The organism is Planctomycetota bacterium (assembly GCA_033763975.1).
Lineage (GTDB): Bacteria > Planctomycetota > Phycisphaerae > Phycisphaerales > UBA1924 > RI-211.
Genome location: JANRJM010000018.1, coordinates 22,286 through 41,075, shown reverse-complemented (window position 1 = coordinate 41,075; position 18,790 = coordinate 22,286). Strand labels below are relative to the sequence as shown.

15 protein-coding genes are annotated in these 18,790 nt (G+C 72.8%); 7 read left to right on the top strand and 8 right to left on the bottom strand.

The window, feature by feature from the left end; translation table 11 throughout:
* Positions 1-5: 5 nt before the first annotated feature.
* Together SFY69_12010 and dcd are read right to left on the bottom strand one after the other, a co-directional pair.
* Positions 6-374, bottom strand: coding sequence for a four helix bundle protein (locus SFY69_12010; GenBank protein MDX2132764.1), 369 nt, complete (start codon positions 372-374; stop codon positions 6-8).
* A gap of 60 nt (positions 375-434) precedes the next feature.
* Positions 435-1,007, bottom strand: a complete 573-nt coding sequence (gene dcd, locus SFY69_12005) for a dCTP deaminase (protein ID MDX2132763.1) — start codon at positions 1,005-1,007, stop codon at positions 435-437.
* A gap of 547 nt (positions 1,008-1,554) precedes the next feature.
* On the opposite strand from dcd, the gene SFY69_12000 reads away from it, so the two are divergent.
* Both SFY69_12000 and smc read left to right on the top strand, forming a co-directional pair.
* Positions 1,555-3,513 carry a flagellar basal body P-ring protein FlgI gene (locus SFY69_12000; GenBank protein ID MDX2132762.1) on the top strand — a complete coding sequence of 653 codons (1,959 nt, stop codon included), beginning with the start codon at positions 1,555-1,557 and terminating at the stop codon, positions 3,511-3,513.
* A 154-nt stretch (positions 3,514-3,667) separates the two neighbouring features.
* Positions 3,668-7,843, top strand: coding sequence for a chromosome segregation protein SMC (gene smc, locus SFY69_11995; GenBank protein MDX2132761.1), 4,176 nt, complete (start codon positions 3,668-3,670; stop codon positions 7,841-7,843).
* 7 nt (positions 7,844-7,850) lie between these two features.
* Here smc and SFY69_11990 read toward each other — a convergent pair whose 3' ends face one another.
* Complete coding sequence (locus SFY69_11990; protein ID MDX2132760.1) at positions 7,851-9,122, bottom strand: serine hydrolase domain-containing protein; 1,272 nt, start codon at positions 9,120-9,122, stop codon at positions 7,851-7,853.
* A gap of 3 nt (positions 9,123-9,125) precedes the next feature.
* On the bottom strand, positions 9,126-10,124 hold the full coding sequence (locus SFY69_11985; protein ID MDX2132759.1) for a dihydroorotate dehydrogenase: 999 nt from the start codon (positions 10,122-10,124) through the stop codon (positions 9,126-9,128).
* A 40-nt stretch (positions 10,125-10,164) separates the two neighbouring features.
* Between SFY69_11985 and SFY69_11980 the strand changes: the two genes are divergently transcribed.
* Positions 10,165-10,815 carry a Fe(2+)-trafficking protein gene (locus tag SFY69_11980; GenBank protein ID MDX2132758.1) on the top strand — a complete coding sequence of 217 codons (651 nt, stop codon included), beginning with the start codon at positions 10,165-10,167 and terminating at the stop codon, positions 10,813-10,815.
* Between the two features lie 23 nt (positions 10,816-10,838).
* Positions 10,839-11,183, top strand: coding sequence for a DUF6614 family protein (locus tag SFY69_11975; protein ID MDX2132757.1), 345 nt, complete (start codon positions 10,839-10,841; stop codon positions 11,181-11,183).
* On the opposite strand, the gene SFY69_11970 is transcribed toward SFY69_11975, so the two are convergent.
* The 4 genes from SFY69_11970 to SFY69_11955 are packed head-to-tail and all read right to left on the bottom strand — an operon-like array spanning position 11,184 to position 14,530.
* Positions 11,184-12,158, bottom strand: a complete 975-nt coding sequence (locus tag SFY69_11970; protein ID MDX2132756.1) for a DUF58 domain-containing protein — start codon at positions 12,156-12,158, stop codon at positions 11,184-11,186.
* Positions 12,155-12,874, bottom strand: coding sequence for a lysophospholipid acyltransferase family protein (locus SFY69_11965; GenBank protein ID MDX2132755.1), 720 nt, complete (start codon positions 12,872-12,874; stop codon positions 12,155-12,157). Before SFY69_11965 ends, SFY69_11970 begins: the two co-directional genes overlap by 4 nt.
* Before the next feature lie 41 nt (positions 12,875-12,915).
* Complete coding sequence (cmk, locus tag SFY69_11960; protein MDX2132754.1) at positions 12,916-13,608, bottom strand: (d)CMP kinase; 693 nt, start codon at positions 13,606-13,608, stop codon at positions 12,916-12,918.
* Between the two features lie 49 nt (positions 13,609-13,657).
* A complete protein-coding gene (locus SFY69_11955) occupies positions 13,658-14,530 on the bottom strand; it encodes a TIM barrel protein (GenBank protein ID MDX2132753.1) in 873 nt (290 codons plus the stop codon).
* 281 nt (positions 14,531-14,811) lie between these two features.
* Between SFY69_11955 and gcvH the strand changes: the two genes are divergently transcribed.
* The 3 genes from gcvH to SFY69_11940 are packed head-to-tail and all read left to right on the top strand — an operon-like array spanning position 14,812 to position 18,771.
* A complete protein-coding gene (gcvH, locus tag SFY69_11950) occupies positions 14,812-15,189 on the top strand; it encodes a glycine cleavage system protein GcvH (protein MDX2132752.1) in 378 nt (125 codons plus the stop codon).
* A complete protein-coding gene (locus SFY69_11945; GenBank protein ID MDX2132751.1) occupies positions 15,186-15,971 on the top strand; it encodes an ABC transporter ATP-binding protein in 786 nt (261 codons plus the stop codon). Before gcvH ends, SFY69_11945 begins: the two co-directional genes overlap by 4 nt.
* Positions 15,922-18,771 carry an ABC transporter permease gene (locus SFY69_11940; GenBank protein ID MDX2132750.1) on the top strand — a complete coding sequence of 950 codons (2,850 nt, stop codon included), beginning with the start codon at positions 15,922-15,924 and terminating at the stop codon, positions 18,769-18,771. The genes SFY69_11945 and SFY69_11940 overlap by 50 nt, the downstream gene beginning before the upstream one ends.
* Positions 18,772-18,790 lie beyond the last annotated feature (19 nt).

Sequence of the window (18,790 nt, the reverse complement as noted above, 5' to 3'; positions counted from 1 at the left end):
CGGCATTAGGCATTCGATTCGATACGCTTGATCAAACCTGCGAGCACCTTGCTGACCTCATTCCAATCGGTGTGCAGGCTCTCGTGTCCGGCGGGCTTCAGATATCCCAAGTCCAGCGCAAATCTCAGTTGCGTGTCGACCTCGAACAAGCTGCCCCGCGCGATCTTGAGAAACCTCAGGTAGTCGGCGCGGCTGCCTCGTCCGAAGCCCTCCGCGATGTTGGACGGAACGGATACCGAAGACCTTCGCAGTTGCAGCGAGAGCGCGAACATCTCGTGCTTCGGAAATGTGCGGGTCGCTCGCACCACCCGCAAACCCAGGGCGTACGCGAACTGCCATGCCCGCAAGTCTCGGTGTGATCTGATCGCACTCATGACCCGCCCCACGCATGTGCCACCTCGAATGCCGAATGCCCAATCCCGAATGCCTGCTGTTCAATCCACTTTCGGCAACGTCAATCCACCCTGGTCCTGGTACTTCCCACCCTTGTCGGCGTAGCTCTTCTCGCACACCTGCTCGGCCTGCAGGAACACGAACTGCGCGACGCCCTCGTTCGCGTAGACCTTGGCCGGCAGGGGCGTGGTGTTGGAGATTTCCAGCGTGACCTTGCCGCGCCACTCGGGCTCGAGCGGCGTGACGTTCACGATGAGCCCGCAGCGGGCGTAGGTGCTCTTGCCCAGGCAGATCACCAGCACGTCGCGCGGAACCTCGATGTACTCCACCGTCTCGCACAGCGCGAAGGAGTTGGGCGGGATGATCACGTGGTCGAGCCCGAGCGCGCCGCAATCGACCTCGACCATCAGGTCGTCGGTGAAGGCCTTGGGGTCCACGACGGTGATCTGCCCGGTGCGGGGCGTGGGGGTGAAGATCTTGAAGCGGTTGCCCACGCGGACGTCGTACCCGTACGACGACACGCCGTAGGAGATGCGCCCCGGGCGCTTCACCGCGGCCTCGAAGGGCTCGATCCGCACTCGCTCTCGGATCTGGCTGTCGCAGAGCACGCCCACCGAACCACCCACCCTTCCACGTTCGCGCACCACACTCATCCGTACAAGATACGCACAAAACTCGAACCGAACTCCCGTCGCCCGGCGCGGCGTCCGAACCACCCAACTCGGGAACGGTCCGCCCGGAACGAACGGATTTTCTCGAAGACGCCGTTCGCGAGCGGTCGCGGACGGGTTGAAGACATCCGGAGCATACCACTACCTATCGTGTGTGCAAGCCGGTTGAGCCCCAAAACTTTGGGGATGAACTGTCGGATGCACGCAAATCTCGTCCGCACGGCGAGTTGAAGATCGCCCGCCCGCGGGCGGGCGCGGCCGATCGGCCTGTCGGTCGGTGTGGCGAAGTTGGCGGTTGGTGGCGGGCGGATGTCGGGCGAATGCGGTGTTCGGGTGGGGCCGGCGTTAAGGGCGTTGGGCGACGGGCGTTACGGGCGGACGGCACGCGCGCGTGCGCGGGCGTACGGATTCGACCGGCGCGCCGGGACTCGGTACAGTGGTGCGCGGGCCGACGCCGCCCGCAACGCTCGGCGTCCCGGAGAGTTGTGCGATGGTGCGAGCGCTCGCGTACGCGGCGGTGGGTGTGGTCGTGGCGATCGCCGCCGGCCTGTCCGGCTGCGCTCCCAAGACCCCCAAGGCGATCCCGACGCAGGAGGCGATCACGCGCGACGTGCACCCGCTGCTGCGCGGGACGATCGGCGCGGAGGGTCAGTTGCGGGGCGTGCAACCGGTGCTCGTCTCGGGGTTTGGGCTGGTCGTCGGGCTTGATGGCACGGGCGGGGACATCCTGCCCGAGAGCGTCGCCTCCACCATGCAGCGCCAGATGAGCCTCATGGGCGTCGGCGGCGTCGACGCGTTCCGCGGAACGGCCCTGGAAGGCAAAACACCCGCCGAGGTGCTGCGCAATCCGAACACCGCGGTGGTGATCGTGCAGGCGGCGATCCCGCCCGGCTCGCCCGCGAACTCGTCGTTCGACGTCGTCGTGCGCGCCATGAACGCCACGAGCCTCGAGGGCGGCACGCTCTGGACGACCGAACTGCGCCTGGGCGACCCGGCGGTGTTCGGCGCGGTGCAGGCCAGGCCCATCGCCACGGCGCGCGGGCCGATCTTCATCAATCCGTTCGCGGAAGATCGTCCGAGCGGGGCCGACGGCGTGACGCGGACGGCGGGACGCGTGCTCGGCGGGGGCTCGGTGACGCAGCCGTTCTCGGTGGAACTGGTGCTCGACAGCAACAGCCACGCGCGGGCGCGGGCGATCGTGTCGGCGATCAACAGCCGCTTCCCGAAGGGCCCGGGAGACCCCGGCGACACGGCGCGCGGGCGGGCGGTGTCGGACGCGGGGGGCAGCGTGGCGCTGCGGATCCCGCGCCGGTACCGCCTGGAGCCGGGCGAGTTTCTCGAACTGGTGATGCACCTGCCGATCGACGGGAGCTTCCCGGAGGAGCAGGCGAGGCGGCTGGTGCAGGGCGTGCAGGCCGAGCCGGCGCTGGCGGAAGAGGTGTCGTGGTGCCTGGAGGCGATCGGCAGCCGCGGGCTGCCGTTTGTGCGGCAGTTGTACGAGCACCCGGACCTGGCGCCGCGGATGGCTGGTCTGCGGGCCGGGGCGCGGCTGAACGATTCGCTGGCGTCCGAGCCGCTGCGTGACATCGCGCGGACGGGCACGGGGCGGGTACGGACGCGCGCGATCGAACTGCTGGGGGAGTTGGACGGCGGGCCGCGGGTGGACATGGCGCTGCGCGACCTGCTGTCAGAGCCTGCGCTCGAGGTTCGGGTGGCGGCGTACGAGGCGTTGGTCGAGCGTGCATCGCGCGAGCAGACGGCGCGCCTGGCGGCGTTGCTCGAGAGCAACCCCGACGCCCCGCGGATCTCGCCGACGCGCCTGGAAGTGCTGGGGCGGGCGCGGTGGGCGCGACGGAACGTGCAGGGCATCCGGCGGGAGATCGTGGGCGAGAGCTTCATCCTGGACATCGTGCCCTTCGGCGAGCCGCTCGTGTACGTCACGCAGGTGGGCTTCCCGCGGATCGTGGTGTTCGGCGAGGACCGCGCGATCCTGCGGCCTTCGCTGGTGTCGGCGTCGGACGACCGGCTGCTCATCACGGCCGAGCCCGGGGCGACCTCGGTGCGGGTGCGCTACGTGGGGTCGGACGGGGTGAGCGTGCGGACGGGCGAGACGCCGGCGGACATCGTGTCGCTGGTGCAGTTCCTCGCGACGTCGCCCCGAGACCTCAGCGGCACGCCCGGGCTGGGCATGACGTACAGCGACGTCGTCGGCGCGCTGGCCGCGATGTCGGCCAAGGGCGGGGTCCGAGCCGCGTTCGCGACGCAGGCGGACAAGCTGAAGGCCGACCTGCTCGCGGCGTCCACGTCGCAGGACATGCTCGAGCGCCCGGACCGCCCGGGGGACGAGCCGATCGTGCTGCACGAGTCGCCGACGGCGGTGCGGACGGAGGTGCCCGGGTCGGAGCCTCCGCCCCGGATCGTGCCGATCGTGCCCCCCGCGAAAAAGTGATGAGATCTGGCGCTTGTCGGCGGGAAGGGGTTCCGCCCGCGCGCGAAAGTCGATATCGTGAGAGACGCCGGCACGGACGCCGGGGGCGGGGAGCGTCGACGCACCCCGCGGGCCGGACGCGCGTGAGCGCGTGCACGCGACACGGAGGTTGCGGATGCGACTGCGGAAACTCACCCTGAGCGGCTTCAAGAGCTTCGCGGACGTGACGGAGTTCACGTTCGACGACGCCGTCACCGGCATCGTTGGCCCCAACGGGTGCGGGAAGAGCAACGTCGTCGACGCGATCAAGTGGGTGCTGGGAGAGCGGAGCAGCAAGAGCCTGCGCGGGCAGGAGATGGTGGACGTCATCTTCGCGGGCTCGGCGGGGCGAAAGCCTATGGGCATGGCCAGCGTGGCGCTGACGTTCGACAACCCGGTGCTGACGGGCGGGGTCGGGGCGGCCGCGCCGGCGATCGAGATGGCGGTCGCTGGCGACGCGTCGCGGGACCCGCAGGCCGGCGCGGCGAGCGCGCCGGCCGAGCCGGGTGCACCGACCGCGCACGACGCCGAAGCGCAGGGGTCCGACGCGTCGCCCGCGCCGGCGGCGAGGGGCCGCCGGGCGCTGCCGGTGGACAGCGACGTCGTGGAGATCGAGCGGCGGCTGTACCGCGACGGGGACAGCGAGTACCTGATCAATGGTCGCGTGGCGCGGCTCAAGGACATCCGCGAGATGTTCCTCGACACGGGCGTGGGCGCGGACGCGTACTCGATCATCGAGCAGGGCAAGGTCGACGCGATGCTGCTGGCGAGCCCGCAGGAGCGCCGGGTGATCTTCGAAGAGGCCGCGGGCATCGCGAAGTACCGCCAGCGCCGGGTGGAGGCGGAGCGGAAGCTGGCGCGGACGCAGGCGAACCTGACGGGCGTGCGCGAGCAGTTGGAGAGCACGGAGCGTCGGCTGCGGGTGGTGAAGGGGCAGGCGGCCAAGGCGCGCAAGTTCGTGGAACTGGACACGGAGCTGCGCGCGTGGCGGGCGGCGCTGGCGTTCGAGCAGTACGACGAACTGGAGTCGCGCCTCGCGGGGCTCACGAGCCGCCAGGCGCTGCTGGACACGGAGCGCGCCGAGGTCGGGCGGCTGCTGGCGGAGGCCGAGGCGACCAAGCAGGCGCGGGAGATCGAGCGCCACGAACTGGCGGCGACCGCGCAGGACCTGGAGCGGGCGCGCCTCGCCGCGTCGCATGAAGAGCAGCAGGCGGCCCAGCGGGCGACGATGCTCGCCCGGGCGGCGGACGAGGCGGTGCACCAGGCGCAGAGCGACCGGCGGCGGCTGGACGAGATCGAGACGTCGCGCGCGGCGGCCGAGCAGCAGGGCGAGGAGCAGCGCGCGCTGCTCGCGGACCTGTCGCGCGACTTGGCGGCGCGGGAATCATCGCTGGCGACGGCGCAAACGCGCCGGGCCGAGTGCGTGCGGGCGCTGCAGGCCGCCCGCGCCGAACTGACCGCGAAGACGAGCGCGGCGCAGCGGATCGACCGGGAGCGCCTGGGGCTGGTGGCGTCGATCGCGGGCGAGGCGCGCCGGAGCGAGGGCGTGCGGGAGCAGGCGGAACGCCTGCGCAAGCGGGGCGAGGCGCTGGACGCCGACGAGCGCGCGGCCCGCGAGGCCGTGACGCAGGGCGAGGCACGCGCGCGCGACGCGCAGGCGCGGGTGGCGGAGCTCGAGGCGACGGTGCGCGGGCTCGAGTCGCGGATCGACGCGCTGGGGGCCGAGCGGCGCGAGCGGGCGGAACTGCTGGGGCAGGTGGAGCAAGACCTGGCGCGGGCGGATTCACGCCGGGCGATGCTGCACGAGATGATCGAAACGCGTGCGGGGTTCGACGAGGCCGTGCGGCGGGTGCTGGACATGAAGGCCCGGGGCGAGGGTTTCGCGGACGTGATCGCGCCGCTGGCGGACCTGATCGAGACGCGCGCCGACGTAGACCCGGACGCGGCGGGCGCGGTGGAGGCGGCGTTGGGCGCCGATCTGCAGGGCCTGGTGGTCGCGTCGCTGGCGGCGCTGCCGGGCACGGAGGAACTGGCCCGCCTGGGCGGGCCGGTGGCGTTCCTGCCGCAGGCGGTGCTGGGGTGCGCGGGATCACTGCCCTGCGCGGGCTCGGGGCTGGGGACGCTGGCCGAGGCCGGGCTGCGGACCGACGACCCGGCCGGGCGTCTGGTGTGTCTGCGCTCGCTGGTGCGCCCGCGCGCGGGCGACGCGGCCGACCCGGGGCTGGTCGATCTGCTCGACCGGCTGCTCGGGCGGACGTTCTTGGTCGAATCGCTGGACGCGGCGGTGCTGCTCTCGGGCGGGCCCCTGGCGGGCGCGCGGGCCCGGTTCGTGACGCGTGAGGGCGTGCTGCTCGACGCCGACGGGCGCGTCCGCGCGGGCGGGCGGGCCGGGGCGGACGACACCGGACGACTGCTCCGTCGCCGGGCGGACCTGAAAGGCCTCACGCGCGAGGTGGCCTCGCTGCGCCAGGTCGTGGAGGGCGAGCGCGACGCACTGCTCGCGGCGGACGCGGAGGTCTCGGCGCTGGCGCGCGAGGTGAGTGCGGCACGCGCGGCGCTGCTCGACGCCCAGCGCGAGGCGATTGGGGCGAGCGGCGCGGTCGAGCGGCTTGGCGCGGAGATCGCACGCGTGGCGCGCGAGCGCGCGGGCGTGGAGCAGGACCTGGCCCAGTCGCGCGAGCGACTGGCGAGGCTCGAGCAAGACCGCGAGGACATGCAGCGACGGGCCGACAGCCTGTCGCGCCTGCTCGCCGACGAGCAGGCCGGCGCCGAGGCGCTCGACGGGCAGGTACGGGCGGCGCAGGCCGCCGCCGACGCGGCCCTCGAGGACGTGTCGGGCGCGACCATCGAGGTCGGGCGGCTTGGGTCGGCCGTGTCGCAGGCGCGGCGCGAGGCCGCACGCCTCGACCTGCTCCGCGACGACCTGGCTCGCCAGGCGCGCGATCTGGGCGCGGGGCTCGCGAGGCTCGACGAACGGGCGGCCGGGCATCGGGCGGGGGTAGACGAGGCCCGCGCGCGGAGCGTGGACGCGGCGGGACGGGCACGCGAGCTCGGCGAGTCGCTCGCGCAGGTCCGCTCGGCGGCGGACGATGCCGCCCGCGCGTGCGAGGCCCTGGGCGAGCAGTTGCACGGCGTGCGCCAGCGCTTCGGCGTCGTCGAGCGCGACTGGCACAGCCTCGAGGTCTCGCGGCGCGAGGTCGAGGTGAAGCGCGAGGCGGCCCAGGAACGCACGCTGCACGAGCTGGGCGTCGACCTCACGGCAGAGTTCGGCGACTATCGCGCGATGATGGCCGACGGCGACGTGGCGCGCATCGACACGAACGAGGCGGCCCGGGCCATCGAGATCCTGCGCGACGAGGTCCGGCGCCTCGGGCACGTCAACATGGACGCGCTGCAGGAAGAGACGACGCTGCAGGCGCGCAACGAGGACCTGGTGCGCCAGGTGGCGGACATCGACGCCGCTCGCACGCAGCTCGCGGACCTCATCCAGCACCTCGACACCGTGAGCCGCGAGCGGTTCGGCGAGGTGTTCGAGCGCATCCGCGAGACGTTCGGGAGCGAGCAGGGGATGTTCCGACGCCTGTTCGGCGGTGGCAAGGCGGAGGTGCGGCTCATGCCGCTGGTGCGCGAGGTGGAGCGCGACGACGGCACGGTGCAGAAGGTCGAGACCGACGAGACGGACCTGCTCGAGAGCGGGATCGAGGTGATCGCCAAGCCCCCGGGCAAGGAGCCCCGCAGCATCAGCCAGCTCTCGGGCGGGGAGAAGACGCTGACGGCCGTGGCGCTGCTCATGTCGATCTTCCGCAGCAAGCCGAGCTGCTTCTGCGTGCTCGACGAGGTGGACGCCGCCCTCGACGAGGGCAACGTCTCGCGCTTCACGCAGGTCGTGCGACAGTTCACCGACCTCTCGCACTTCATCGTCATCACGCACAACAAGCGGACGATGCAGGCGACGGACCGCCTTTACGGCGTGACGATGCAGGAACGGGGCGTCTCCACGCGCGTCAGCGTGCGCTTCGACCAGGTGGACGAGCACGGCAACGTGCGCGTGACGCCGGGGCGGGGGGCGTCCGCGGCGGCGCACGACCCGGGCGAGTCGTCGCGCCCGTCCGGCGCCGTCCGCGCGATGGCCGAGACGTCTGGCTCGCCCGAGACGCCGGCGGCGACCGAGGCGCCGGACACGCCGCCGGCGCCTAAGCCCCGCGCCCGGCGCCCCAGGCGCGAGGCGCCGATCGTCAACGTCGCGCCGCCCTCGGTGCTCGATGAACTCGTGGCGCGGCACGGCAAGTCGAACGCGCACAGCGGGGCCTGACGCGGCGCTACTTCCCGCCGGCGTCGCGGGCCGCGTCGGCGTTGGACGCCAGATGACGCTGGATGAGCGCCCCCACCGCTTCGTCGGCCGCCTTCGCGCCCGCGTCGCCCCCGATGTTCGTGCAGGCGAGCACGGCGAAGTCCCTCTTGGGCGCCACCCACACGACGCAGAACCACATCGTGTTGCTCCCGGCGTGCGTCAGCACGACGCCCCCGGCCCACGGACGCGACCCGCGGCCCCAGCCGCCCGCGTACTCCCCCGCGTCGGGCGTGTGCAGCAGGTCGAACGATTCACGCGAGATCAGGCGCTCCGCGCGGCTGGGGTTCTGCGCGTTGCCCCGCAGGTGCAGCGCGATGAAGCGGGCCCAGTCGCGCAGCGGCATGTGCAGCCCGCCCGCGGGGGCGATCCACGGCGGGTTGTCCGCGCCATGCCCGGGCTGCACGGGCGTGCGCGGGCCCGTGTGCCCGCGCGGCTGGCTCACCACACCCCGCAGCCCGGGGGCGCCGAAGCCCACACGATCCGCCCCCAGGGGCGAGAGCACCCGGCGACGCACGAGCGATTCGTACGGCTCCCCCGCGGCACGTTCGCACATCGCCCCTGCGATCGCGTAGCCCACGTTCGAGTACTCGTGCGACGTCCCGGGCGGGGACGCGGTCGGCGCTTGCGTCAGCGCCTCGACGAGCAGACGCCGCTGCACGTGGGGCGGCTCGTTGCTCCGCGCCAGGCGCGTGCCGAGTGCGCCCGTCGCGTTCGCGACGACGCCGCCGCGGTGCGTCACGAGGTGGCGGAGCGTGACCTTCCGCCACGACTCGTGCATGTCCGGGGCGAGTTCGGGGAAGACGTCGGCGGGCGTGGAGCCCCACGTCAGGCGGCCTTCCTCCACGAGCACGGCGCACAGCGTCGCGGTGATGGCCTTGGCGCACGAGCCGATGTGCCAGAGGTCGTCGACGGTCGCGGGGTCGTTGCCGTTGGCCTCGCGCACGCCACTGGCGCCGATCATGGTGACCGTCTCGCCCGAGACCAGACACGCGGCGAGCGCGGGGACATCGTGTTTCGCGCGGATGGGTTCGAGCAGGGCCGAGACGTCGTGCGCGATGAGCGCGGCGTCGGGCGGAGCCTCGGGGAGCGCAGGCTGCTGCGGCGCGGGGGCCGGCCGCTGGGGCGCGGGGGTGGGCTCGTGTGGCTGTGGCGAGGCTGGCTGCCCGATCGCGCCGGGCACGAAGGCCACCGGAGCGAGCACGCCGAGCACTGACAGCACCGGCACGGCGAAGCGACGCATGCGCTACTCCTTCGGGGGCGAGAGGTCGACCGCGCCGACCAGGTCCTGCACGCGGGCCACGCCCTGGGCGCGTGCCCACGTGGCCAGCCCCTGCGCGACGCGCACGGGGCTGCGCGGATCGACGAAGAGCCCGGTGCCGATCTCGACGGCGGTGGCGCCGGCGAGGACGAACTCCGCCGCGTGCTCCCAGCGCAGCACGCCCCCGAGCCCGATGATCGGCGTGTGCGTGTCGCGCGCGACATCGCGGTAGACGTCGTGGACGAGCTTGACGGCGATGGGGTGCAGCGCCGGGCCGCTGAGCCCGCCGGTGACGTTCGCCAGGCGCGGTCGCCGGGTGGTGACGTCGATGGCCATGGCGCTGATGGTGTTGCAGACGCACAGGGCGTCGGCGCCGGGGCGCTGGTTGGGCCCGCGGGGCGAGGATCCGGGGGGCTCGATGGCGGCCCGGGCGAGGGTCGAGAGCTTCATGGGGCCCATGGCGATGGGGCTGAGCTTGGCGAACAGGCGCTGCGCGGGGAGCACCGCCCGCACCTCGCGGATGAGTTCGGCGAGGAGCGCGGGGTCAGACCCGAACTCGGTGCCGTGCTTCACGTTCGGGCACGAGACGTTGAGCTCGACCGCGCGGATGGCCTCGACGTCCGCCATGCCCGAGGCGACGCGGACGAAGTCCTCGACGCTGAAGCCCGAGATGGAGCCGATGACGGTGGTCGGCACGCGGGCCGCCCGCGGGGCGACATCGCGCAGGAACGCGTCGAGCCCGACGTTCGCGAGCCCGATGGCGTTGAGCATGCCGGCCTCGACGGGCAGCATGCGCCACGTGGCGTTCCCCTCGCGGGCCAGGGGCGTGATGGACTTGGTCACCACCCCGCCGACGCGCGCGAGGTCGACGGCGTCGGCCATTTCGTCGAGGGTGCCCGCGGTGCCCGCGGCCAGGAGCACGGGCGTGCGGAGCGCGAGGCCCGCCAGGTCTGTCGCGAGGATGGCGTCGTGGGGGCTGGTCAACCGGACGCATCGTACCGCGGCCTCCCGCCTATCTTCCGCCATGGACGTCAATCAACGCATCGCCCAGTTCGAGACGATGGTCCGACCCGGGGCCGACCCCGACAACGACATGGCCTGGTTCAGCCTGGGGCGGGCGTACGCCGACGCCGGGCGCGACGCCGACGCCGCGACGGCGTTCGAGAAGTGCGTCGCCCTCAACCCGGCGATGTCGAAGGCGTACCAGTTGGCGGGCGAGTCGCTGGTGAGGATCGGCGAACTGAGCCGGGCGGCGGACGTGCTGCTGCGCGGGCACGCGATGGCCCGGAGCAAGGGCGACCGGATGCCGATGCTGGCGATGGCCGACCTGCTGCGGAAGATGGGCCAGGAACCCCCCGAGGCGCCCGCGCCCGAGGCGCCGGGCGGGTCGGGCGGCGCGGCGGCGGACGGCTCGTTCGTGTGCCGTCGTACGGGGAAGGCGGGGTGCCGGCTGGCGCGAGCGCCGTTCCGCGGGTCGCTGGGGGCGTGGATCCACGCGCACATCTCGCAGGAGACGTGGGACGCGTGGGTGCGCCAGGGGACGAAGGTCATCAACGAGATGCGGCTGGACCTGTCGCGCGAAGAGGACGCCGAGACGTACGACCGGCACATGCGCGAGTACCTGGGCATCGACGACGACGTGCTGCGCGAGATCGCGGGCGGGTCGAAGGCGTAGCCCCGCTCGAGGGAGGACCGTCGATGAACTATTACGAGATCTGGGTGAACCTGAAGGAATCGCACCGCGACCTGGAGTTCTGCCGCGCGGTCGACGCGTACATGGGGCACCTCAAGGCGCAGGGACGCCTGGAATCATGGCGGATCACCCGGCGGAAGTTCGGCTTCGGGCCCGCCGCGCTGGGCGAGTTCCACATCTCCATCGCGTTCCGCGATCTCACGCAGCTCGACGCGGCGTTCTCGCACGTCGCCACGCGCGAGGGCGAGGTCGAGCGCCTGCACCACCCCGTGTACTCGATGGTGACCGACTTCACGAGCGCGCTGTACAGGGATTTTCCCGACGGCGAGCGGGCGCCGGAGGCCCGCTGATCATGTGAGCAGCCCGCCGCGGCGCAGCGCGCTCGTCACGAGTTCTTCCAGGGGCGTGCGCGTCGTGACGAGCAGGTGCGCCATGCCACGGGCGTGGCACGCGCCCCGCAGCCCGTCGATCGACCGGCGCATCGCGACGCGGTACGCCTCGATGGTCGCGGGCGTCACGGTCACGTCGCGGGCGGCCCCGGTCTCGACGTCGGTTAATCGCAGGTCGCCGAAGAGCCCGCGCGGGGCCTCTTCCGCGGGGTCGAGTTCGCCCGGCGACAGCGTCTGCACGCAGAACACGTCGAGCGCGCCCTCGGCGACGCCCGCGGCGAGGTAGTCCAGCCCGCGCGTCGGGTCGAACAGGAAGTCGGACAGCACGACGCACACGCCACGGGCCGCCCGCTCGCCCGACAGCCGACGCATCGCGTCGGCGAAGGTGTCGGCCGGGCCGGTCGCGACGGCGGGGGCCCCGCGCCGGAGCGATTCGAGCAGGAAGAGCCCGACCCGCCGGACGTTCGGGCGCCCGCGCAGCGGCGCGAGCGTGCGGAGCGCGTCGGCGCCGGTTCCGCCCGCGGCGAGGGCCACGCGCACGCGGTTCTGGTTCACCAGGCCGAGGTACGCGAGCGCGAACGCCAGGCGGTGGGCGTACACGCCCTTGGGCGGATCGCCCGCCTGCATCGAGCCCGAGGCGTCGACGACGATCGTGAGGGAGAGGTCCTCCTCGGCGCGGAAGAGCTTCACGAACAGCCGGTCGAGGCGCGCGTAGACGTTCCAGTCGACATGGCGGAGATCGTCGCCCGGCGCGTACTCGCGAAAGTCGTCGAACTCGACGGATCGCCCGCGCCGCTTCGAACGCCGCTCGCCGGGCATCGTGCCCGAGAGCACTTTGCGGCTGAGGATGTCGAGGCGGTCGAGACGGGCCGCGAGCGCGGGGCCGAGCAGATCGTCCAGTCGCTGCGGGGGGCTGGCGAGGCTGCCGACGATCATGGCGAGGGGACGGTATCACCCGGGGCCGGGTCGCGCCGGTGGGGCGGCGTGCGTGCGCCCTCGAGGCGGGCGCGCAGGGCGCGCACGTCGCGCTCCACGTGCGCGAGGGCCTGCTCCGTGCCCTCGGCGAGCAGCGTCGACGCGGGGATGGGCTGGCCGAAGAGGACGCGGACGCGTGGGCCCCGCACGCGGGGCCACCGGCGCGCGACAGGCCAGCGCTCGAAGGCGCCGTCGATCGCGGCGGGCACGACGGGGCACTTGGCGCGCTTGAGGAGCAGCGCAACGCCCCGCTTGAAGTCGCGCATCTCGCCGTCCGGCGTGCGCGAGCCCTCCGGGAAGATCAGCACCGCCTGCCCGCGCGCGAGGCGGGCGAGGATCTCGCGGATGGCGGCGGCGTCGCCCTGGTCCTCGCGGATGGGAATGGAGTTGAGCGTGCCGATGAGCCACGCGAACGGCTTGAACGCGAAGAGCCCGGCGCGGGCGACGTACGTCAGGTGGCGCTGCGTGACGGACGAGCCAATGCAGGGCGGGTCGAGGTACGACTCGTGGTTCGCGACGATGAGCAGCGCACCGGTCGCGGGGACGTGCTCGACGCCCTGCGCCCGCAGCCCGAAGCAGAGGCGGAGGGTGAGCCGGGCCGCCCGACGGCACGCCTCGTACACCAGCGTTCGGGCCAGGGAGGCGCCGGGCTGGCGTGCTCGAAGTGGTGTTCCCATGTCGACGCGGAGCGTAGAGGGTTCGGCGGGTGCGAGGCGGCCTAGGGCTCGGCCGCCCGGCGGCGGACGATGCGTTCGAGTTCGTCCACCACGCCGTTGAACTCGAGCGTGGAGGTATCGACGAGAACGGCGTCGGCGGGGCAGACGAGCGGGCCGTCGGCGCGTCCCATGTCGCTGCGGTCGCGCGCGATGATCTCGTCGAGCAGGCGGGCCTCGTCGGCGGGCTGCCCGGCGTCGCGGAGCTGCCGCGCCCGGCGCGCGGCGCGCACCGCGGCGGACGCGTCGAGGTAGAACTTCACCGGGGCGTTGGGGAAGACGACCGAGCCCTGGTCACGCCCCTCGGAGACCAGGCGCGGGTGCTTGCGGGCGATGTCGCGCTGGCGCTCCACCAGGTGCGTGCGCAGCGCGCGGATCCCCGCGACCTGCGAGACGATGGCCGTCACCGCCGGCGACCGGATCGCGCGTGCCTCGGGCTCGCCGAACACCAGCACCTCGGGCGGGTCGAGCGACCAATCAAACCGGATGTCGGCGTCGACCACGCGGGGCACGAGGGCGACGGGGTCCGCCGGGTCCAGGCCTTCGCGCAGCGCGACGAGCGCCGCGGCCCGGTACATCGCGCCCGTGTCCAGGAAATCCAGGCCCAGGCGACGCGCGAGCATCCGCGCGACCGACGACTTGCCCGTCCCCGCCGGCCCGTCGATCGTGATGATGGTCGGCTGGTCGAGTCTGAACACGTCGCACTTCCGACCCGAGGGCCCCGGGGCGCCCGTCGCCCCGAGCGGCTCAGGGCTCCTCGTCGCCACGCGCGGGGTCGCCCCCACCGATGGTGGCGAGCAGCGCATCGCGGCTGAGGCGCACGCCCTGGGTCACGTCGCCCGCGCCACGGTAGTCGATCGCCAGCGGGCCGTCGTACCCCACCGCCCGGATCGCGCCCACATACGCGCTCAGCGAGTACGGGCGGTGCTCCCACGCGCCGGCGCGGAACGCCTCCACGCTCGGCTCGGCGCCGGGCTTCTTGCCGGGCGCGAACTCCACCGTCGACGCCGACACGACGGTGGCGTAGGGCGTCAGGCGATGCAGGTACGCCGCCGGGTCTTTCGACTTGCTCGCGCTCTCGAAGTCCGGGAAGGTTCCCACGCGGAACCCGCCGACCTTCTTCAGGAGTTCCGTCACGCGCTCGGGCCGCTCGGTCAGGCCCGTGTGCGGCGCGATGAGGACGTTGAGGTCGAGCTTCTCGGCACGCTCGACGGCCTGGCGCAGCCGCCCCGCCACCTTCACCAGCGACTCGTCGTCGTCGCTCGCGACGATCCGCACCGCCGCGGCGCTGCACCCCAGGATGTGCGCCGCTTCGACGACGCGGGTGAGGCGCTGGACGGCGTTGGCGCCGGCGTCGGTGCCGCCCCCGAAGTTCTGCGCGTCGGTCTCCACCAGCAGCAGGCACGCGCAGCCCTGGCGATCGGCGCGCTCGCGCAGGCTCTCCAGCCGGCCGCGGTCGGCGCCCGCCAGAACTTCGGTCGAGAGATTCAGCCCCGCGAGCCCCAACTGTTCGCGAACAAACGCCGGCAGATCGAGCAGCCCCACCGCCGGCGGCTTCTTGCTCCGCCCGGGCGGGAGAACGAGGGAACGGATGCAGCTCGCGCTGAGGGTCAGCAACATGCGGGCGCCACTCTAGTCGCAGCCGGTGCCGTCCCGCAAACCGGAGGGCCCGAGGGGTGGTGCGCAAGCGCGGCGCAAAGATAAAAAGAAGACGGCCAGACCCGCTAGGGTGCTGGCCGTCCGGAGGGGAGAAACAAGCCCGAGAATACCTACCCAGACTCACACCGTCAATGGAAGAGAAGCGCAACCGCCTGCGGGAAAACACCGGCACGCACGCGGGAGCCAAGACGCTACCATCTGGCCCCGAGCCGCCGCGACGGCCTCAGAAAGGTGCTTTGCGCATGCCCAGCCCGACGGATCGCGTCTACTCCCCTTCCCACGAATGGCACAAAGTCGAGGGGGGCGTTGTCACGCTCGGCCTCACGCAGTTCGCGGTGGACCAACTCACCGACGTCACGTTCGTCGAGATGAAGAAGCCCGGGTTCGTCTTCAAGGCGGGCGACATCGTCGGCGAGGTGGAATCCGTGAAGACGACGAGCGACATCTACTGCTTCGTTTCGGGCGAAGTCGTTGAGGTCAATCCGGCGCTCGCCGATCAGCCGGGCCTTCTGAACAGCGACCCGTACAACGCGGGGTGGCTTCTCAAGGCACGCGTGACGGACGCCGCGGGACTTTCCTCGTGCATGGACTCCAAGGCGTACGACGCCCAGCACCCGTGACCGACATCGCCGGGGCACCGTCCGACGGCGCGGCGCACGCACAGCCCGCGCTGCGCTGCACCGACGTGCACAAGTCGTACACGCTGGGCGACGCGCGCGTCGCGGCGCTGCGCGGGTGCTCGCTCACCATCGACCGCCCCGGCTTCTACGCCATCATGGGGCAATCCGGGAGCGGGAAGTCGACGCTGCTGCACCTGCTCGCGGCCCTCGACCGCCCCGACTCGGGCGAGATCCACCTGGGTAGCCGCGCGGTGCACGCGCTGCGCGAACGCGAGGCGACGCTCTTCCGCCGGCGCGAGATCGGGATCGTCTTCCAGCAGTTCAACCTGATCCCGACGCTGCGCGCACGAGAGAACGTCGAACTGCCCGGGCTGCTCGCGGGCGAAGACGCGCGATCGCTGCGCGCCCGCAGCGGGGAACTGCTCGAGCGCCTGGGGCTCTCCGCGCGGGCCGATCATCGGCCCGACGCGCTCTCCGGGGGCGAGCAGCAGCGCGTGGCGATCGCGCGGGCGCTGCTCTTTGCGCCGCGGGTGCTGTTCGCCGACGAGCCGACGGGCAACCTCGACTCGGCGAGCGCGCAGCGCCTGTGGGAGCTGCTCGCCCAGATCGCGCGCGAACGCGAGATGCTCGTGGTCATGGTGACGCACGAGCCCGCCGCCGCCGCACACTGCGAGCGCGTCTTCGTGCTGCAGGACGGCGTGTGCCGCACCTCGTTCGAAACGGGAGGACTGGATGCGCCCGGCGTGGCGTCTCGCTATCAGCTCGCTGTCCGCCAGGGGTAGCCGCTCGGCGCTGCTGGCGGGCACGGTGGCGCTCTCGGCGGCGCTGGTCGCGGCGATCGCGTGCGCGATGAACTCGGTGCAGGTCTCGGCGCGGGCGCAGATGCACCAGCTCGTGGGCGAGGCCGACGCCGCGATCGCCCCCGCCGGACGCGGGCAGCTCCTGCGGGCCTCGCTGCTCGACGAGGTCCGCGCGTGGCCCGGCGTGGCGGGCGCCCAGGGCGTGCTCAAGTCGCCCGTCACCGTCACCGCGTCGTACGACGTGCTCGAGCCCGACGGCGCCGGCGGCGCCCGCCGTGCGCCGCGCGAACGCAGCGTCACGGCGCTGGCCTTCGGGCACCAGCCGGGCGCCGAGCCCCCGCTCGACCTGCTCGAGGGACGTCTCCCCAGTGCGCCCGGCGAGATCGTGATCGACGCGACGCTGGCGGCGTTCCTGTCGGCGGCGGCGGGCGATTCGGCAACGATGTTCGACCTGCCCGGGCGCGTGGGCGGGCAGCGGACGCACCTGACCGGCCCGCACCCGTCGCTGCCCGAGCGGGTCGGAGCGCTCGACGAGGCCGCTCGCCTCAACGAGCAGGTGGGCGTGCGCGTGGGCGACGTGGTGGAGGTGTCGCGCCGGGTGCTGCCGGACGTGGACCTGTCGAAGGTGCGGGGCGATCCGGAGAAGGCCGCGGCGTTCGCGCGGGCGACGGGGGTGGGCGTGCCGCTCGACGCGTTGGGCGGGCTGCTGCGCCGGCCGGTGGAGCTGACGGTGGTCGGGGTGGCGAAGGCCCCGCCGCTGGGCGGGCGGGCGACGCTGGTCGCGACGATCGAGACCGTGGAGTCGATCACGGGGTCGAAGGGTCGATTGAGCGAGATCGGGCTGACGGTGGCGCCGGGCGTCGATCCCGACGCGCTGGTCGCGGCGCACCGCGAGTCGATGCCGCGGGGCGTGCTGCTGCGCACGAGCGCGAAGGTGTCGTCGAAGCTCGACGAGAACATCGAGGCCAGCCGCCTGGGCTTCCTGCTCGCGACGACGATCGCGTTCTTCTCGGCGGCGTTCATCATCACGACGGGCATGTGCACCGCGCTGGCGGAGAAGCGGCGCGAGCTGGGCGTGCTGCGCTGCGTGGGGGCGTCGCGCGGGCAGTTGGCGCAGAGCCAGTTGCTGGTGGGGCTCCTCATCGGCGGGATGGGCGCGTTGGTCGGCGTCCCGCTGGGGGTGGGCGTGGGCGCGGGGCTGGTCGAGATCCTGCAGACGCAGATCGAGGTATCGCTGCACGTGCCCGCGTGGGGGGCGGGGCTCGCGCTGGGCGGCGCGGTGGTGTGCGGGCTCATCGGCGCCGTGTACCCGGCGTGGAGCGCGGCACGCGTCAGCCCGCTGCAGGCGATGGCGGCGCGGAGCGAGCCGGCGCGCGCCGCGGGGGTGCGCCGCGTGCTCGTCGCGGGGCTGCTGCTGGCGGGCGTGCCGCTCGCGATCGTGACGTTCACCACCGACGGGCAGGTGCGGTTCTGGTCGTACGTGTTCCTGGGGCTGCCGACGCTCTTCCTCGGGTACTTCCTGCTCGCGGTGCCCGGGCTCATGGCGGTGACGGCGGCGTGCGGGCCGCTGGTGTCGCGCGTGTTCGCGCTGCCCCCCCACCTGCTCGCGCGGACGATCCGCGCCACGCCCTACCGCTACGGCTTCACGGCCGGGTCGATGATGATGGGCCTGGCCCTCATGGTGAGCATCTGGACGCAGGGCGGGGCGGTGCAGCGCGACTGGCTCGACCGCCTGACCTTCCCCGACGCGTTCGTCACGGGGTTTGACCTCGACGAGGCCGCCCGACAGGAGATCGAACGCATCGAGGGCGTCACCGGCACGTGCGCGATCACGATCCACCCAGTGGAGACCGACGCGTTCGGCGTGCGGGCGCTCCAGACGTACACGACGGCGTTCATCGCGTTCGAGCCCGAGGCGTTCTTCCGCATGGTGAACCCGGTGTGGGTGCAGGGCGATCGCGACACCGCGACCCGGCGCCTCAACGAGGGCGGCGCGGTCATCGTCGCCAAGGAGTTCATGATCGCCAAGGGCATGGGCGTGGGCGATACGTTCGTCTGCCGCGAGGAGGGAAACGAGCACCGCTTCGAGATCGTGGGCGTCGTGACGAGCCCGGGGCTCGAGGTCGTCAGCCAGTTCTTCGCGGTGGGCGAGAACTTCGCCGACCAGTCGGTGCACGCGGTCTTCGGCTCGCGATCGGACCTGCGCGAGCGCTTCGGCGTCGACGCCGTGCACCTCGTGCAGGTCGAACTCGCCGACGACGCCGACGACGAGCGCGTGCTGGGCGAGATCCGCACGCGCCTGGCGGACGCGGGGATCCTCGACGTCGGCAGCGGACGCCAGGTGAAGGACGCAATCCGCACGTTCGTGAAGGGCGGGCTCCTCGCGTTCTCGCTCATCGCCGTCGTCGCCATGATCATCGCGGGGCTGGGCGTCGCGAACCTCATCATCGCGGGCGTGACGGCCCGGCAGTTCGAGTTCGGCGTGCTCCGGGCCGTCGGCGCGCACAAGCACCTCGTCACGCGCCTCGTGCTCGGCGAGGCCGCCCTGGTCGGGCTCACCGCGGCGTTCGTCGGCACCATCATGGGCCTGCAGGGCGTCTACGCCGTGCAACGCATCGACCAGCTACTCCTGGGCGTCGAACTCCGTCTGCGCCCGCCCCCGGGCCCGATCGCCATGGGCTGGGGCATCACGCTCGCGATGACCCTGCTCGCCGCGGCACCGGCGGTGCTGGCGCTCGCCCGCAAGGGCCCGCGCGAACTGCTCGCGGCGATGAAAGGCTGACGACGCGAGGCGACGGCGG

Bases quoted from the DNA above. Each gene is read 5' to 3' on its own strand.
- SFY69_11955 (MDX2132753.1), bottom strand. From the start codon at position 14,530: ATGTTGCTGACCCTCAGCGCGAGCTGCATCCGTTCCCTCGTTCTCCCG.
- gcvH (MDX2132752.1), top strand. From the start codon at position 14,812: ATGCCCAGCCCGACGGATCGCGTCTACTCCCCTTCCCACGAATGGCAC.
- SFY69_11965 (MDX2132755.1), bottom strand. From the start codon at position 12,874: ATGGGAACACCACTTCGAGCACGCCAGCCCGGCGCCTCCCTGGCCCGA.
- SFY69_11940 (MDX2132750.1), top strand. From the start codon at position 15,922: ATGCGCCCGGCGTGGCGTCTCGCTATCAGCTCGCTGTCCGCCAGGGGT.
- SFY69_12010 (MDX2132764.1), bottom strand. From the start codon at position 374: ATGAGTGCGATCAGATCACACCGAGACTTGCGGGCATGGCAGTTCGCG.
- smc (MDX2132761.1), top strand. From the start codon at position 3,668: ATGCGACTGCGGAAACTCACCCTGAGCGGCTTCAAGAGCTTCGCGGAC.
- SFY69_11975 (MDX2132757.1), top strand. From the start codon at position 10,839: ATGAACTATTACGAGATCTGGGTGAACCTGAAGGAATCGCACCGCGAC.
- SFY69_11970 (MDX2132756.1), bottom strand. From the start codon at position 12,158: ATGATCGTCGGCAGCCTCGCCAGCCCCCCGCAGCGACTGGACGATCTG.
- SFY69_11980 (MDX2132758.1), top strand. From the start codon at position 10,165: ATGGACGTCAATCAACGCATCGCCCAGTTCGAGACGATGGTCCGACCC.
- SFY69_12000 (MDX2132762.1), top strand. From the start codon at position 1,555: ATGGTGCGAGCGCTCGCGTACGCGGCGGTGGGTGTGGTCGTGGCGATC.
- SFY69_11990 (MDX2132760.1), bottom strand. From the start codon at position 9,122: ATGCGTCGCTTCGCCGTGCCGGTGCTGTCAGTGCTCGGCGTGCTCGCT.